At 69.2% G+C, this 15,177-nt stretch carries 12 protein-coding genes; 2 read left to right on the top strand and 10 right to left on the bottom strand.

All coding sequences use genetic code 11. The features are described from left to right. Positions 1–36: 36 nt before the first annotated feature. From ACFWW9_RS42235 to ACFWW9_RS42255, 5 genes are all read right to left on the bottom strand, one after another. Entirely contained in the window at positions 37–930 is an 894-nt protein-coding gene (locus tag ACFWW9_RS42235; RefSeq protein ID WP_390388627.1) for an SDR family NAD(P)-dependent oxidoreductase, read from the bottom strand. 30 nt (positions 931–960) lie between these two features. Then, positions 961–1,689 (bottom strand): SDR family oxidoreductase, encoded by a 729-nt coding sequence (locus ACFWW9_RS42240; RefSeq protein ID WP_390388628.1) that lies wholly within the window; start codon positions 1,687–1,689, stop codon positions 961–963. 84 nt (positions 1,690–1,773) lie between these two features. Continuing rightward, positions 1,774–2,445 (bottom strand): TetR/AcrR family transcriptional regulator, encoded by a 672-nt coding sequence (locus ACFWW9_RS42245; protein WP_390388629.1) that lies wholly within the window; start codon positions 2,443–2,445, stop codon positions 1,774–1,776. 115 nt (positions 2,446–2,560) lie between these two features. Further along, the gene (locus ACFWW9_RS42250) at positions 2,561–4,810 is read right to left on the bottom strand and encodes a penicillin acylase family protein (protein WP_390388630.1); all 2,250 of its coding nucleotides are present in this window, start codon (positions 4,808–4,810) and stop codon (positions 2,561–2,563) included. Positions 4,811–4,927: 117 nt separating this feature from the next. Next, a complete protein-coding gene (locus tag ACFWW9_RS42255) occupies positions 4,928–5,476 on the bottom strand; it encodes an ArsR/SmtB family transcription factor (protein WP_390388631.1) in 549 nt (182 codons plus the stop codon). A gap of 91 nt (positions 5,477–5,567) precedes the next feature. On the opposite strand from ACFWW9_RS42255, the gene ACFWW9_RS42260 reads away from it, so the two are divergent. After that, a complete protein-coding gene (locus ACFWW9_RS42260) occupies positions 5,568–8,363 on the top strand; it encodes an NACHT domain-containing protein (protein ID WP_390388633.1) in 2,796 nt (931 codons plus the stop codon). Here ACFWW9_RS42260 and ACFWW9_RS42265 read toward each other — a convergent pair. From ACFWW9_RS42265 to ACFWW9_RS42285, 5 genes are read right to left on the bottom strand one after another with little or no spacing between them, the layout of a single operon-like run. Continuing rightward, positions 8,344–9,090 (bottom strand): hypothetical protein, encoded by a 747-nt coding sequence (locus ACFWW9_RS42265; RefSeq protein WP_390388635.1) that lies wholly within the window; start codon positions 9,088–9,090, stop codon positions 8,344–8,346. The genes ACFWW9_RS42260 and ACFWW9_RS42265 overlap by 20 nt on opposite strands. Continuing rightward, complete coding sequence (locus tag ACFWW9_RS42270; RefSeq protein WP_390388636.1) at positions 9,087–11,087, bottom strand: alpha-galactosidase; 2,001 nt, start codon at positions 11,085–11,087, stop codon at positions 9,087–9,089. Before ACFWW9_RS42270 ends, ACFWW9_RS42265 begins: the two co-directional genes overlap by 4 nt. Positions 11,088–11,107: 20 nt before the next feature. Beyond that, positions 11,108–11,941, bottom strand: coding sequence for a carbohydrate ABC transporter permease (locus tag ACFWW9_RS42275; protein WP_390388637.1), 834 nt, complete (start codon positions 11,939–11,941; stop codon positions 11,108–11,110). Further along, on the bottom strand, positions 11,938–12,867 hold the full coding sequence (locus ACFWW9_RS42280; protein WP_390388638.1) for a carbohydrate ABC transporter permease: 930 nt from the start codon (positions 12,865–12,867) through the stop codon (positions 11,938–11,940). Before ACFWW9_RS42280 ends, ACFWW9_RS42275 begins: the two co-directional genes overlap by 4 nt. 1 nt (position 12,868) lies before the next feature. Then, the gene (locus ACFWW9_RS42285; protein ID WP_390388639.1) at positions 12,869–14,149 is read right to left on the bottom strand and encodes an ABC transporter substrate-binding protein; all 1,281 of its coding nucleotides are present in this window, start codon (positions 14,147–14,149) and stop codon (positions 12,869–12,871) included. A 183-nt stretch (positions 14,150–14,332) separates the two neighbouring features. On the opposite strand from ACFWW9_RS42285, the gene ACFWW9_RS42290 reads away from it, so the two are divergent. Then, positions 14,333–15,025: a FadR/GntR family transcriptional regulator gene (locus ACFWW9_RS42290; RefSeq protein WP_390388640.1), complete on the top strand. Its 693-nt coding sequence runs from the start codon at positions 14,333–14,335 to the stop codon at positions 15,023–15,025. Positions 15,026–15,177 lie beyond the last annotated feature (152 nt).

The raw sequence follows: 15,177 nt of genomic DNA on the forward strand, positions 1-15,177 counted from the left end.
CGGGGGAACCGACCGGCCACGAGGCGTTCGCAACGCTCAGACCACGGCGGGGGCGAGCAGGTCGCCGAGGCCGATGCGCTCCAGGAACCGGACGCGGATCCGGTCCGCCACCGCGGACACCTCCTCCGACCCGTCGTTCGAGGGGTCGATGTGGGTGCGGAACGGTCGGGTGCCGTCGGGCATCGCGACCACGTCCACCACGGCGTCGGCGACGGCTGCCACGTCCGCGTCCGGCGGCGTGATCGCGGCCAACCGCTCCGCCACCTGCTCCACCAGCCCGGCGTAGCGCTCCTCGTACGCGGCGACCGTGGCCTGGTCGGCGGGCCGCCCGCTGTTCGGGAAGTGGTTGGTGCCCGAGGTGAACGCGCCCGGCACGATGATCGACGTCTCGATGCCGAAGCGGGCGAGTTCGGCGGCGTAGCTCACCGCGACGGCGTCCATCGCGGCCTTGGCGGCGAAGTACGGCGCGAGGTAGGGCGGGGTGCCGCCGCGGGTGCTGGAACTGCCGGTCCACAGCAGCAGCCCGTGGCCCTGCCGGCGGAGCAGCGGCAGCGCGGCGCGGTTCACGCGTTGCGCGCCGAGCACGTTGGTGTCGTACACCCGCGCCATCTCCTCGGGGCTGAACGCCTCGGTGGGGCCGGTGACCATGTGGCCCGCGTTGTGCATCAGCACGTCGATCCGGCCGTGCTCGGCGTGGACCGCGGCGATGGCCGCGTCGGCGGACTCCTGGCTGGAAACGTCCAGCTCGACCGACCGAAGGTCGACGCCGTTGTCCGCCGAGTACTTCGCGTACTCCTCGACCTTGGGGGCGTTGCGATCCTTCGTGTTCCGCATCCCGGCGTGGACGGTGTGGCCCGCCTGGGCGAGGGCCTTGGCGGTGAGCTCGCCGATGCCGCTGGACGCCCCGGTGATGACGATGACCTTGCTCATGACGTGTGTCCTTTCGAGACGGTGGATTTCCTAGACGACGCCGCCGTTGACGCGGATGACCTGGCCGTTGATCCAGCGCGACGGGCCCGCGAGGAAGGCGATGACCTCGGAGACGTCCTCCGGCAGGCCGAGGCGCTCCAGCGGCGCGGCCTTGGCGGCGGCGGCGATGGTCTCCTCGTCCTTGCCGTCCAGGTAGAGCGCGGTGGCGGTGGGGCCGGGGGCGACGGTGTTGACGGTGATGTCCCGCCCGCGCAGCTCCTTGGCGAGGATCATCGTGATGGCCTCGACCGCGCCCTTGGTGGCGGCGTACGGGGCGTAGGACGGCATCCGGATGCCGAGCATCGACGTGGAGAACGTGATGATCGCGCCACCCTCGCGGATCCGGCGGGCGGCCTGCTGGCCGACGACGAACGTGCCGCGGATGTTGGTGCGGTGCATGCGGTCCAGTGCGTCGAAGTCGATGTCCACGACCGGGGCCAGGTACATCGTGCCCGCCGCGTGGACGACCACGTCGACGCCGCCGAACGCGGTCTCCGCCGCGTCGAACAGCGCGGTGACCTGGTCGACCTCGGCCACGTCCGCCCGCACCGCGATGGCCTCGCCGCCCGCGCCGGTGATGGCGTCCACGGCGGCCTTCGCCTCGGTCTCGTTGCCCGCGTAGTTGACGACGACGGCGAAGCCGTCCCGCCCGAGCCGTTCGGCGCTCTCCCGGCCGATGCCGCGGGATCCGCCGGTGACGATCGCGACGCGCTTGCTCATGGTGTGCTCCTCGAGTCGAAAAGGGTGTGGGGTATCGCCGGGTGTCGCGGGTGCGACAACCGTTGGTGCTGGTGGGTTTTCGGGTCAGTCGGTGAGGCGGGTCAGCCACTCCTGGAGCAGACCCGTCTCCGCCGCCGTGAGCGTGTCGGGCGGCGACTGGCGCAACTGCGCGCCGAGCGCGGAGGCCGCACCGCCGTTGGAGGCGGGCGCGGTGCCGTCGGGCACGAGGATCGCGGCGTGGATCGCGTCGCGGACACGGGTGGAGACCTCCGGCGCGTACAGCTCGCGCCGGGTGATCAGGACCAGGGCGACGCCGGTGTTGGCCGACATGACCATCTGCGCGGCCACCTCGGGCGACACGCCCAGCCTGCCCGCCGCGGCGCACCGTTCGAGCACCGCCAGCAGCAGTTGGTGGGCCTCGCCGGCGGCGGCTGGCGTGCCGCTGACCGTGGGGGAGTACATCAGCCGGTAGTAGCTGGGGTTCTCCAGCGCGAACGCCACGTGGGCGTCCCAGCCGTCCCGCAGGTCCCGCACGGGATCGGCCGACGGCACCGCCGCCCGCTTGCCTGCCAGGTAGCGCTCGAAGCCGTGGTCCACGACCGCTGAGAGCAGGCCTTCCTTGTCGCCGAACTGCCGGTACAGCGCGGGTGCGCCGACGCCGGCGGCTTCGCAGACCGCCCTCGTCGACACGTCCGCGATCGGCGAGACGGCGAGCAGCTCGGCCGCTGCTTCCAGTATCCGTGTTCTCGTGCTCATGGAAGCAACGCTAACACACGATTCGTAGCGACGCTACCTCAAATTTGGAAGCGTTGTTAACGTCGTGAGGGCCGCCCCGCTACGGCGGGACGGCCCTCACTGTTGTCGGCGCAGGTCAGAGGTGCTGGCGCACCTTCACGACCCGGAGTTCCGGCGAGGCCAGGACGTCCTTCTCGCAGAACCTCTCGGTCACCCACTGCTTCTTGGAGTACAGCTTCGTCTGGTCGCTGAAGTGCGGCGACGTCGAATCCGACGACTGCGAGTACGCCAGCAGCGTCACCGCGTCCGGGCACCCGTCACCGTCGAACGCCACGACGTGCAGGTAGGTCGCCCCGTGCTGCATCTCGGTGTACCCCTTGGCCGGGTCCCAGGCGCCGCGGATCGAGTTGAACACGCCCAGCCCGGCCGTGCCGCCGTCGATCGGGATGCGCTCCCCGTTGCGCACGACGTACTGGTTGTCGCCCAGCGGCGCGTTCAGCGGGATGCCCGCCGTCCGCAGGTCGTTGACCGCCGTGACCAACGCCTGGCCGACCGTCGGGACGCTGGTGTCCAGCGTGTTCGGCGTGCCGACCGGGTCGGCGGCGCTGAAGGGCACCTTCCACGTGGCCGTGCCGCGCGCCTTGGCCCAGAACCGGTCGAACAGCAGCGCGCCCCGGCTCTCCACGTCGTGCTTGCGGTCCCACGTGGACAGTGCGTCGCAGGCCTCGGCGAGGTCCGCCGACATCGTCCGGCACAGCGTCACCGTGTCGTCGAGGACGAGGTCGGCGACGTAGTCGCGGTTGGAGAACATGAGGTCCTGCAACGACTGCCGGGTGTGCTTGCCGCCCTTGGCCAACTCCGTCAACGCGCCACGCGTGCGGGCGGTGCGCTCGGCGTCCGTCTTGCCGAGGATCCGGGAGAACCCGGTGATCGGTTGCGCCGGGTTCGTCAGCCAATAGCTGTCGTTCGAGTTCTCCAGGAAGTCGGTGCGCTGCAACGACGGCAGCTCCGCCGGCCCGAACGCGCCCGCCTGCACGGCGTCGGCGTCGCGACCCCACGCGCAGTCGGTCCGCGACCCGTCCAGCACCGCGATCCCGTCCTGGGCCCACGTCTGCTTGCCCAGGTCGGTGTTGCACCGCGCCGCGCGCTCGTCGGACACGTTCGGGATGTTGTGCAACTGCGAGTACTTGGCCGTGCCCTTCGCGTCCGTGATGAAGATGTTCATCCACGGCAACCCCTGCGTCTCCTCCAGCGCGCGGAACGCCGAGGCCGTGTCACCGGTCCGCGACAGGCGTTCCAGCGAGTTGGTCATCCGCAGGTTCTCGGCGTTCGCGTCGGCCAGCGCGTACGCCGTCTCGGACGTCCACGGCAGGTCGCGCCCGTCGACCGCGGGCACGATCGGCCCGTACCGGCTCCACCACTGCGGCCGGGTCACGGTCGTGCCGTCCTGCACGGTCACCGTCACGTCCCGGCGCACCATGTCCTCGGGCTTGCCGTCGACCAGGTACTTCGTCCGCTCACCGGGCACCAGCTTCAGCGCGAACACGCTGTACGTGCGGGTCGTGTCCGCCGCCGTGCCGCTCCACGCGATCGACGCGTTGTGGCCCAGCCAGAGGAACGGCACGCCGACGATGCCGCCGCCCGCCACGTCCATCCGGCCGGGGATCGTCAGGTGCGACTGCCACAGCCGCAGGTCGGGCGTGTTCCACGGCAGGTGCGGGTTGGCCAGCGACATCCCCCGCCCGGTCGTGGTCATCGCGCTGCCGAGCGCGATGGCGTTGCTGCCGATCGACTGCTCCGGTTTCGGCTGCGCCGCCACGATCCCGTCCGCCGCGGCGGCCTGGCCGAACACCATGCCCAGCGCGTAGACGTGCCGGTAGATGTCGATCTCGGTCATCGGCCGCAGCCACGGCTTGCCCGCGCACGCCGGATCGGTGATCCGGTTCTCCCGCAGGTACTCCGACACGCCCGCCGCGTACCCGGCGACGGCCTCGCGCACCTCGGTGGTGGGCCCGAGCTTGTCCTTGCGCGCCACCAGGCGTTCCACCACGCCGGTGTCGTTGATGCCCTGGAAGTACAGGTCGCTGGCCAGGTTCGTCCTGGCCCGCGTCAACCCGCTCCCGGTCGCCACGTCCGCGCCGAGGTACCGCGAGCGGGTCCCGGACGTCGTCAACATCGTCTGCGCCAGCGAGCACATGTTGTCGTTCGCCGCCGCGTACCCCTGCCCGAACCCGAGGTCCCGGTAGCTCGTCGCCACGATGTGCGGGATGCCGTACTCGGTGTACCGGACGGTCGCGGACAGCCCTCGCGCCTCGGCTGTCGCGGCCCCGGCCCAGAGCAGCGCCATGGCCGTGACCCCGGCCGTCAGTTTGCTTCGGAGCAGCACGAATGCTCTCCTTTCCGTGGAAGTTCGTACTCGTGGAGGCACGTCCCTTCGGGACGTGCCGGCGTGCGCGCTTCCCCTCCTGGGTCGTCGAGTTGCCGCTCGGCGACCCAGGGCCTTCTATTCGGGCTTGGGGAAAGCGATGAAGCGGAGCAGGACCTCCCGCGCGTCGGCGGGAGCGTCGTCGCGCCAGTAGCGCTTGATCAGAGCGAGGTAGTCCTCGAAGAACTCCCGCAGCTCGTCCTGCGTGACGACCATCGACCCCCTGGAGTAGGGGACGGCGTCGCCCCAGGTCCCCATCGTGTGGCTCGTGGCCTGAAACCGCGACCAGGTCTGGAAGTCCTCCGCCAGCTGAGCGTTGTTCAACTCGTCCAACGCCGCCGCCAACTCGGGCGACTGCTCGCTGCGCCGGGGGTACCGGAGGTCCCGCTTGATCGCCCGCCACCACCGCTCCTTGCCCTTGCCCAGCGACGGCTCGTCCTCGATGAAGCCGTGCTTGGCGAGTTCGCGGAGGTGGTAGCTGGTCGATCCGGTGTTCTCACCCAGTGCCGCCGCCAGGGTGGTCGACGACGCGGGTGCCTTGCGCAGCTCGGCCATGATGCGCCGCCGCAGCGGGTGCGCCATGGCCTTCAGCACCGCCGGGTCGACGATCTCCTCTGGTTGCGCCACGAGGAGAAGGTAGCGTGCAGAGATTTCTTTGCACAGGTTTCCCCGCAAAGATGGGGGATCACCCTGAGGCCGGTTGGCTACCGTGATCACCGTGCGACGAGACCCCGTTATCTCCTTCCGAGGCGCTTTGCAGATCCTCGGGCACCACGACCGGCCCTGGCTCGACCGGCTGAACGGCCTGCTCGGAGGCGTGGTGCTGGCGGCCGGTGGGGTGCCTGCCATCGGGGCGGTGTGGGGGTGGGTGGACCAGAAGAACGAGGCCATGGGCCTGTTGCGCGGTGCCGTCGACGCGGTGTCCGACCGCATCCGGCCGTCGCACGGGCTGCTGCGGCACGAACTTGTCGTGGCGGCGCATTCCACGATCGTGCTCGCGGCGTTCTTCGAGGCACTGCGCACGGACCTCGGTGACACGTACGACCAAGCGCTGATCACCGACGCCGAGAAGGTGTCCATCGGCAGCGGCGAGTGGCGGACGGTGGGCGAGCCGCTGGTGCGACGACTGTACACCGGCGACCTGCCCGCGCCCTCGGCGTTGCGGGGGTTCGAGGAGAACGTCGACGACGTCCAGTTCTGGTGCCTGAAGACGGCGGCCGAGGTGAAGAAGTTCCTCGACGGCCTGCACCTGGAGCAGCCCCGGACGTTCGACCCGGCGGCGGTCGCGCTGGCGGGGGCGGCCCGGTACAGGTCGCACTTCCTGGAGCTGGTCACGAAGGTGCCGGAGTTCGCTCTGTGGGCCAACCTCGGTGAGCACGCGGCTACTCGGTCGGCGATGGGGAGGTTGGAGGACCTGCTGTCGGTGGCCGTGGTGCCGTCTCGGGATCTTCGGGAGGTGGTGCGGAGCACGAACCGGGCGGTGCTGGGGTTGCCGGTGATCGACGTCGGCGACGGGTACGGCACCGGGACGGTGTTCCCGGCCGTGGAGGACATCTTCGTGACGCCCCGGTTCCGGATGGTCGAGGCCGGTCCGCAGACGAACCTGGCCTCTGAGCGGTGGTGGTCCGAGCGGGAGGTGAACCGGGACCTGGACCTGGTTCTCGCTCGGCACTTCAGCACCGGGCTGTCGACGCGGTTGCCGCTGCTGTTGTTGGGGCATCCGGGGGCCGGGAAGTCGTTGCTGGTCAAGGTGCTGGCCGCTCGGTTGCCGGAGGGGTACACGGTTGTTCGGGTGCCGCTGCGGGCCGTTGGGGCGAACGACGTCATTCCCGAGCAGGTCCAGCAGGCTCTTGATCTGGCCACCCATCGGCGGGTTCGGTGGCCTGATCTGGCTGATCAGAGCACGGACACGGTTCGGGTGGTGTTGCTCGACGGGTTGGACGAGTTGCTCCAGGCAACCACCCATGACCGGGCTGGGTACCTCCAGGAGATCGCGGAGTTCCAGCGGGTCGAGGCGGTGATGGGGAGGCCGGTCGCTGTTGTGGTCACCTCGCGGACGTTGGTGGTGGACCGGGTGGCTGTGCCGCCGGGGACGCCGGTGGTGAAGCTGGAGGAGTTCGACGACGGGCAGATCCGGCAGTGGGTCGAGTCGTGGAACAGCTACAACCGGCCGATGCCGGTCGCGTTCGCCTTGAACTACCCGGATTTGGCGTCACAGCCGTTGTTGCTGCTGATGCTCGCGCTGTACCACGCGGAATCGGCGGGGGAGATCGATGCTTCTCTGTCCAAGGCCCAGTTGTACGAGCGGCTGTTCGACACCTACGGCCGCCGCGAGACCACCAAGATCGCCGGGCGGGTGCTGCACGGTCGGGAGGCGGAAGTGGCGCTGGACGAGCAGATCCGCAGGCTCGCCACAGCTGCATTGGGCATGCTCAACCGGGGACGTCAGGACATCACCGAGGCGGACCTGGCCGCTGACCTGGCGGCGCTCGGTGAGACCGCCGCTGGTGACCGGGTGCTCGGCGAGTTCTTCTTCGTGCACGCCGCCGAAGCGCAGGCCGGGACAGTGCAGCGGACCTACGAGTTCCTGCACGCCACCTTCGGTGAGTACCTGGTGGCGGCACGGGTGGTGGAGGTCTTGCGCGATGTCGCTGAGGGGGCGTTTGGGCGTCGGCGCGAGCATGACCCGGAGGACGACCTGCTGTTCGCCCTGCTGACCCACCAACCGTTGGCGATCCAGTGGCCGATCGTGGACTTCATCGGCCAACGCTTCCAGGCCCTGGATCCTGAAGAACTCGACCGCGTGGTCCGCACCCTCGACGTGTTGATCCGGTCGTACCGGAGCCGGAAACCGTCACGGGACTTCGGCGAGTACCGACCGCTCCCGCAGGACACCGTCCGGGCGCTGGCGGCCTATTCGGCCAACCTGGTGCTGCTGCGGCTTTGGGCCACGCGCAGCATGCCCCTGGCTGCGCTGTGGCGGGAGAACACACTGGACCAGTGGCGTTCCACGGAGAGCCTGTGGGAAGCGGGGCTGGACGCGCCGGGTATCCAGGCGATGTTCGCCGCCATCAGCTACTCCGAGGGAGTTCTCCGCGCCTACACCGAGACGTACCTGGTGAACGTGCCCCCGCTGGAGATCCAGCGGGTGAGGACTCGTGGTGATCAAGGACTGGAGGAACGGCTGCGTACCGGGTTCGCCATCCACGACGACGTGCACTACTTGGCCGAATACGGCCAAGCTGCGGATTGGCTGCACTACACCAAGGGATGGCTCATGGCTGCTCTTCTCGGCGAGAGTTCGCCCGCGTCATACCTCTTGTCCGCTCCCAGGGACGTTTCGATCGAGTCGCGGCGTGCTGTCTCAGCCCTCGCGCGGGAGGTGTTGGAAAGGGGCCCAAGAAAGTGGTGGGGGAGGTCGCTCCTCGTGGAGTACGTCGAGTGGTTGATGGATCTCCTCGATGGTGAAGTCCCGGACTGGCTTGCGCTCCAAATCAAAGAGTGGCGACTGTAGTTCGGCAGATGTCGGTCATCGGGTGGTCGACGGTGGCGGCGGGGCTGTGGTGTTCTAGTTCGGCGTAGCCGCCGTAGTGGCCGTCGTCTTCGAAGACCTGGATCGCGTCGCCTTGGCCGGTCGCGCCGATGGGGAGGTCGCAGTACACCGCGTCGGGGAACACCGGGAAGGTGCGTTCGATGCGGAGGCCGTTGGCGGTGTAGGTGAGTGGGCCGCCGATCGAGGTCGGGAGGATGCCGATCTTGGTCATGACGTCGCCGGTCAGGTGGAGGCGGAGGACCTTGTCGGACATCTCCACGCGGCGAGGGGTCAGGTAGTCGCGGTAGTCGAGCGGGCCGGACAGGGGGAGTTCCAGGAGGCCGCCCAGAGGCACGGAGACGATGCTCCACGCGTCCACTGGGCGGCCACTGTGGACGGTGACCGTGGTGCGGGTTTCGTAGACCGCGCGGGTCGGGGTGTCCTCCAGGATCTGGATGTCGCGGGTGATGCTCACCGACGTTTTGTCGCCGGTGAGGCGGTGGGTCAGGACGCGGTCGGTGCCAGGGGCCATTGAGGCGGGAACCACGTGGTCGGCTAGGCCGCCGGTCGAGTAGAACCAGTCGCGTTCCGGGCCCAGCCAGAGGCGGTCGCCGCCCAGGTTCCAGTCGGTGGCCGAGGGGTTGGTCCAGAACGCGTCCTGGTCGGCCAAGCGGACCTGGAGGACGCGGTCGTCGGCGATGGTGATCACTGGCGGTCCAGGATGATCACGTCGGCGTCGTGGGTCCAGGTGATCGGGAGGCCCACGTGGATCAGGTGTGAGCCGCTGTACTCGTCGCCGTCGGGGGTGCGGTAGGTGGCGTCGGAGATCAGGGATCGCAAGGGGAAGCGGGATTGGGTGCCGGGCAAGGCCGGGGAGCCGTTCAACGAGCCGGTTTGCCAGGCGAGGACGACGGTTCGGGGGCCGTCGTTGTACTGGGCGGCGCAGCTCGGGTCGGACGGGGTGCCGATGAGGTGCACCTGACCGCGGTGGATGGTCGAGCGGATGGACTTGTACAACGCCACGTGGGTTGCGGCCTCGGTGAGTCGTGCGGGGGTCCAGTGGCGGATGTCCGCGCCGATGCCGAGGACGCCCGCCATGGCCGTGACGAAGCGGAAGCGCAGGGACTTCGGCCTGGTGTCGAAGAAGCCGGGGTGGTCGGTGACCCAGGAGCTCATCACGTGCGGGGCGTGGGCGTGCAGGAAGCCGTACTGGATGCCCAGGCGGTCCATCGGGGCGGTGTTGTCGCTGGGCCACACGACGTCCGTGCGGGCGATCGTGGCCAGTTCGACGCGGCCGCCGCCTCCGGCGCAGCCCTCGATGAGGACGTCGGGGTAGGTGGCGCGGAGGTGGTCGAGGAGACGCCAGTAGTTGCGGACGTGGTCGCCGTCGAGGTCCGCCGACGAGCCTGGGCGGCCGCGCGGGGTCGGTGGGCGGTTCATGTCCCACTTGACGTAGTCGATCGGGTAGTCGGTGAGCAGGCGGTCGAACATGTCGCGGATGAAGGTGAAGACGTCCTCGCGGCCGAGGTCGAGGAGGAGTTGGTTGCGGATCAACGTGCCGGGGCGGCCGTCGATGCGGTACACCCAGTCGGGATGGTCTTGGTAGAGCTGGGATTTCGGGCTCACGGCCTCGGGTTCCACCCAGAGGCCGAAGCCGAGGCCCAGGGCCTTGACCTGGTTGATGAAGGTGTCGAACCCGTGGGGGAACGCCAGCGGGTCCGGGGTCCAGTCGCCGAGGCCCGTGGTGTCGTCGTTGCGGCCGAGGAACCAGCCGTCGTCGACGACGAACAGTTCCGCGCCCAGATCGGCGGCGATGCGGGCGAGCGCCAGTTGGCTTTCTTCTTCGACGGCGAACTCCGTCGCCTCCCTGGAGTTGTACTGCACCGGGCGGACGCGGTCGAGGCGCGGGCCCGCCAGTGCGCGTTCGTGGGCGTGGAACGCGCGGGCCACGCCGTCCAGGCCCTCGGGGCTGTAGGTCGCCGCGACCTGGGGTGCGACGAGGGTTTCGCCGGGGGCCAGCCGCACCGTGCCGGACCGGCCCGCGCGGACGCGGAGGGTGCCGGTGATCTCCACGTCGGCGGCGATCCGCCACGAGCCGGACCACGCCAGGGACACGCCCCACGCCGGGCCGCCGGAGACGTACTGGACCGCGAGCCACGGCACGAACTGGTGGCCGGGAACGCCCTGCGCGCTGCCGATCTCGAACCGGCCCGCGGGCAGGACGACCTGCTCGCGCTGGAACTCGTGCGCCCAGCGGCCGGTCAGGAACGTCAGCCGCGCCTGGTCGACCGGCACGCAGAACCCGGCCGAGTCGACCTGGTTCACCCGCAGGTCGTCCGCGCCGCCGTTGGTCAGCTCGACCCAGCGCAGCAGCACGTCGGTGGTGGGGCTCGCCTGGTAGCACAGGTCGGCGCGCAGGCCGGTGACGTCATCGACGAACGCCAGCCGCAGCGACGTGTCAGTGGAGGTGGCGCCGTCGAAGCGCCAGAACACCTCCTGGTCCAGGACCAGGTCCGCGCCGGTGAACGGGCGCAGCCCGAACGGGACGTACTCGACCGGCGCGCCGTCGGCGGTGGTCATGTACGGCGTGCGGCCGGTGTTCGCGACCGCCGAGGGGCCGTGCTCGACACCCGCCGGGCCCCACGCGACGTGCTCCGCCCACTGCTCGTCGGCGGACAGGCCGACCGTGTACGTCGTGGTCGCCATCCGGAGTGTCCACCGCTGCGTCACTTCACCGCTCCCAGTGCGAGTCCTGCCACGAAGTGCCGCTGGAACCTCAGGAACACCGCCACGGTCGGGACGGCCGCGATGACCGAGCCCGCCGCGATGACGTTCCACTGCGACACGAACTGACCCTGCAACCCGAGCAGCGCGGGCGTGACCGGCATCCGGTCCTCGCTGCGCAGCACGGTGATCGCCCACAGCAGGTCGTTGAACACCCAGGTGAACGCCAGCGCGGACAGCGCAGCCAGCGCGGGCCTGGTCAGCGGCAGGATGATCCGCAGGAACAGCTGGCCCGCGCCCGCGCCGTCGATCACCGCCGCCTGCTGGATCTCCGCCGGGATCGCGCGCATGAACCCGTGCAGCACGAACGTGTAGAAGCCGAGCCCGAACCCGACCTGCACGACCACCAGCGCGGTGAGGCTGTCGTAGATGCCCAGCACCTCGCTGAGCTTCGCGACCGGCACCAGCAGGATCTGCGGCGGCAGCAGGTTGCCCGCGAGCATCAGCAGCAGCGCCGTGCGGCGGAACGGGATGTCGTAGCGGGCCAGCGCGAACGCGGACACGGAGGCCAGCGTCAGCGTGATGACGACCGTCGGCACGGTCACCAGCATGCTGTTGATCAACGCCTGCGCCGCGCCGCCGTCGGTCCACGCCTGGGCGAAGCCGTCCAGGGTGAACGAGTGCGGCAGGCCGCCCACGCCGTTCTGGGCCACGTCGTCGAAGCTGCGGAAGGCCGTGACCACCACGAGGATGATCGGCAGCAGCCACAGCAGGGAGAGCGCGCTCGCCGTGACGTGGTACCCGACCTCGCGCAGCGGGGTGGTGCGCCTGCTCACGAGTCACTCTCCTTGAACGCCCGCACGAGGTAGGTGACGATGACGCCGAACGCCAGCAGGAAGATCACCACGGCCAGCGCGGACGCGTAGCCGAGCCGCAGCGACTGGAACGCCGTGGCGTACATGTAGGTGCTCAGCAGCTCCGACGAGTGGAACGGACCGCCCTTCGTCAGCGACCAGACCACGTCGAACGACCGCAGCGAGTCGATCACGATCACCGACAGGACCACGGAGTTGACGCTCCTGAGCTGCGGCAGGGTGATCTTGGTGAACTGCTGCCACTTCGACGCGCCGTCCACCGTGGCCGCCTCGTAGAGCACCGGGTCGATGCCCTTGAGCCCGGCCAGGTACAGCACCATCACGTAGCCGATCTGCCGCCACAGCGCGGGCACGATCACCGCGTACAGCGCGGTGCCGGACTCCGAGAGCCACGACCGCTGCCAGCTCTCCAGGCCCAGCCCGCCCAGCACGTTGTTGATCAGGCCGTCCGGCTGGTACATCGCCTGCCAGATCAGCGAGGTCGCGACCAGCGAGAACACCACCGGCGTGAACAGCGCGGCGCGGTAGACCCCGACGCCCCGCCGTTCGCGCTGGAGGAAGATCGCCATGGCCAGGCCGCCGACCGCGGACACGCCGCCGAACAGCACCAGCCAGATCACCGTGTCCAGCAGGGCCTTCCCGAAGACCGGGTCGGTCGCCATCTCGGTGTAGTTGCCCAGCCCGACGTTCGTCGGCGGGCTGATGCCGTCCCAGTTCGTGAACGACAGGTACACGCCCTGGATCGCGGGCCAGAAGACCCAGAAGGCCTCCACGGCCAGCGGGACCAGGACGAACGCGAGCAGCAGCGGGGAAAGGCGGCGGTTGGGCTTGTTCCGCCGCCTCGGCTCCGCGGGACGCTCGACCGGTGGTGCCGTCAGCGCGACCACGTCAGGACTGCCAGACCTTCTCGGCGGCCGCCTGCCAGGTGGCCAGGATCGAGTCGACCTGGTCCGGCTGCGCGAAGAACTGGAGCAGCGCGGCGTCCGCGGTGGGCTGGAGGGCGTCGCTGGAGTCGCGGTTGAAGAACTGGGTGATGTCCGCGGCGTCGGCCAGCATCTTGCGGCCCTTGGCCACCAGCGGCGTGCCGGAGTCCTTGGCCTTCGGGTTGACCGGCAGGACGGTGCCCGCGGAGTTCTTGATGAACAGCTCCTGCGCCTCGGCGGTCGCCAGGAACTTCAGGAACTCCTTCACCTCCGGGCCGCGCGGAGTCTTGGCGCTGGCGAAGAACCCGTCCGTCGGGCCCTCCTCGGCGATCGGCACCTTGGGGTCGATGATCGGGAACTGGAAGAAGTCGATGTCGTCCAGCGCGTCCTTCGGGGCGGCGTCGGCGAAGAACGTGCCGATCAGCATCATCCCGGTGCGGCCCTGGAGCAGCGACGTCGTCGCGTCCTGGAACGGGATCGCGGTCGCGCTCTTGTCGAAGTGCGGCAGGACCTCCTTCCACTTCGCGAAGACCGCCTTCACCTGGGGGTCGTCGAACCGGTGCTGCCCGGCGAGCAGCTCGCGGTGGTAGGTGGCGCCGTTGATCCGGATGTTGAGGTAGTCGAACCACGCGGAGGCGACCCACGGCGTGGTGCCGCCCGCGCCCATGCCGATCGGCTCGATCCCCTTGGCGCGCAACGCCTCGCACACCTTGAGGAACTCGTCCCACGACGTCGGCGGCTGCACGCCCCACTTCGCGAAGTTGGACTTCCGGTAGAACATGCCCCACCAGTAGTAGGTGATCGGCACGATGATCTGCTTGCCGCTGTCGTCGCTGCTGAGCGTCTTCGTGGCCGCGCTGTAGTCGGTCAGGCCGCTCCACACGTCGCTCAGGTCGAGCAGCAGGCCCTTCTTCGCGTACGAGCGGCCGACGCTGCCCGCGTACCAGGTGTAGAGGTCCGGCGGGTTGCCGGACGTGAGGTAGGACGGGAGCTGCGTCCGGAAGGTCTCGCTCGCGACCGTGTTGAGGGTCGCCTGCGCGGCGCCCTTCTTGTTGAAGGCCGCCACGACGCTCTCCATCGCGGCCTTCGGCAGCGGTGCGGAGAGGTTCGACTGGAGGGTCACCGCACCGCCCGCCTGGCCGGTGCCGGTGGAGGCGGAAGTGGCGCAGCCGCCGAGGATCGCGGCGGCGCTGAGGCCACCGAGTCCCGCCAGGAAGTTCCTGCGACTCAGGCCGTCGATGCTCATCGATGGGTCTCCTCACGGCTGACCACGGGTGAATGACAGGAAGGTTGCAACGCGGGTACGCCACTGTCAAGATGTATTAGTAAATAATCCCGGTCAGCGCGGGTGGCGGTGCGGCCACGTGCGGTGACTCCTCGTCGTGCGCGGGATACTGGGGCCGACGGCGTTGCATGAGGGGAGGGATCGATGGCGGACTACCAGCTCCGCGGCATCCACGGGCAGACCGTGGAGACGCTCGCCCGGCGCATCCTGACGGGAGAGATCCCGGAAGGGGCGACCCTGGACCTGCTCGCGCTGCGCGAGGAGTTCGACGTGAGCCTCACGGCGTTGCGCGAGGCGTTGAAGGTGTTGTCGGCCAAGGGGATCATCGACGCGCGGCAGAAGCGGGGGACGTTCGTGACGCCGCAGGCGTCGTGGAACGTGCTCGACGGGGACGTGATGCGGTGGCGCTCGGCCGGGCCGGTGGACTTGGGGCTGCTGGAGAACCTGGACGAGGTGCGGTCGATCGTGGAGCCCGCGTCGGCTCGGTTGGCTGCTGAGCGGGCTTCTGCGGGGGATGTGGAGGCGTTGGAGGAGGCGTTGGGGCGGATGGCTGCCGCTGGGTCTGCTGCTGATGCTGTGGCGGCGGACTTGGATTTTCACCGGTTGTTGTTGGCTGCTACGCATAATCCGTTTTTGGCGCAGATGGAGCGGGTGATCTCTAACGGGTTGGCCATGCGGGACAAGGTTGTGCATGACGCTGATCCGGCTGATGATCCTGTGCCCTCGCATCGGGCTGTGTTGGATGCGATACGGGAAGGGGATCCTGTGGGGGCTGAGGTTGCCATGCGGGCGTTGGTGGACAAGGCTAGTGAGGACTTTCGGCGGGTTGCTGGGTGAAGGGCTAACCCCCGGTTGCGCCAATTATCCCACCCTCTTTCGCTTTGTCAAGGCTGGAAAGACGCCTTGACAAAGCGAAAGAGGGTGGGGGCGCAAAAACAACCGGGGGCCGCCAGGGTTGGGGGTTAAAAGAACCTGCCGGCAAGCTACGG

This window comes from Umezawaea sp. NPDC059074, assembly GCF_042738955.1.
Taxonomy (GTDB): domain Bacteria; phylum Actinomycetota; class Actinomycetes; order Mycobacteriales; family Pseudonocardiaceae; genus Umezawaea.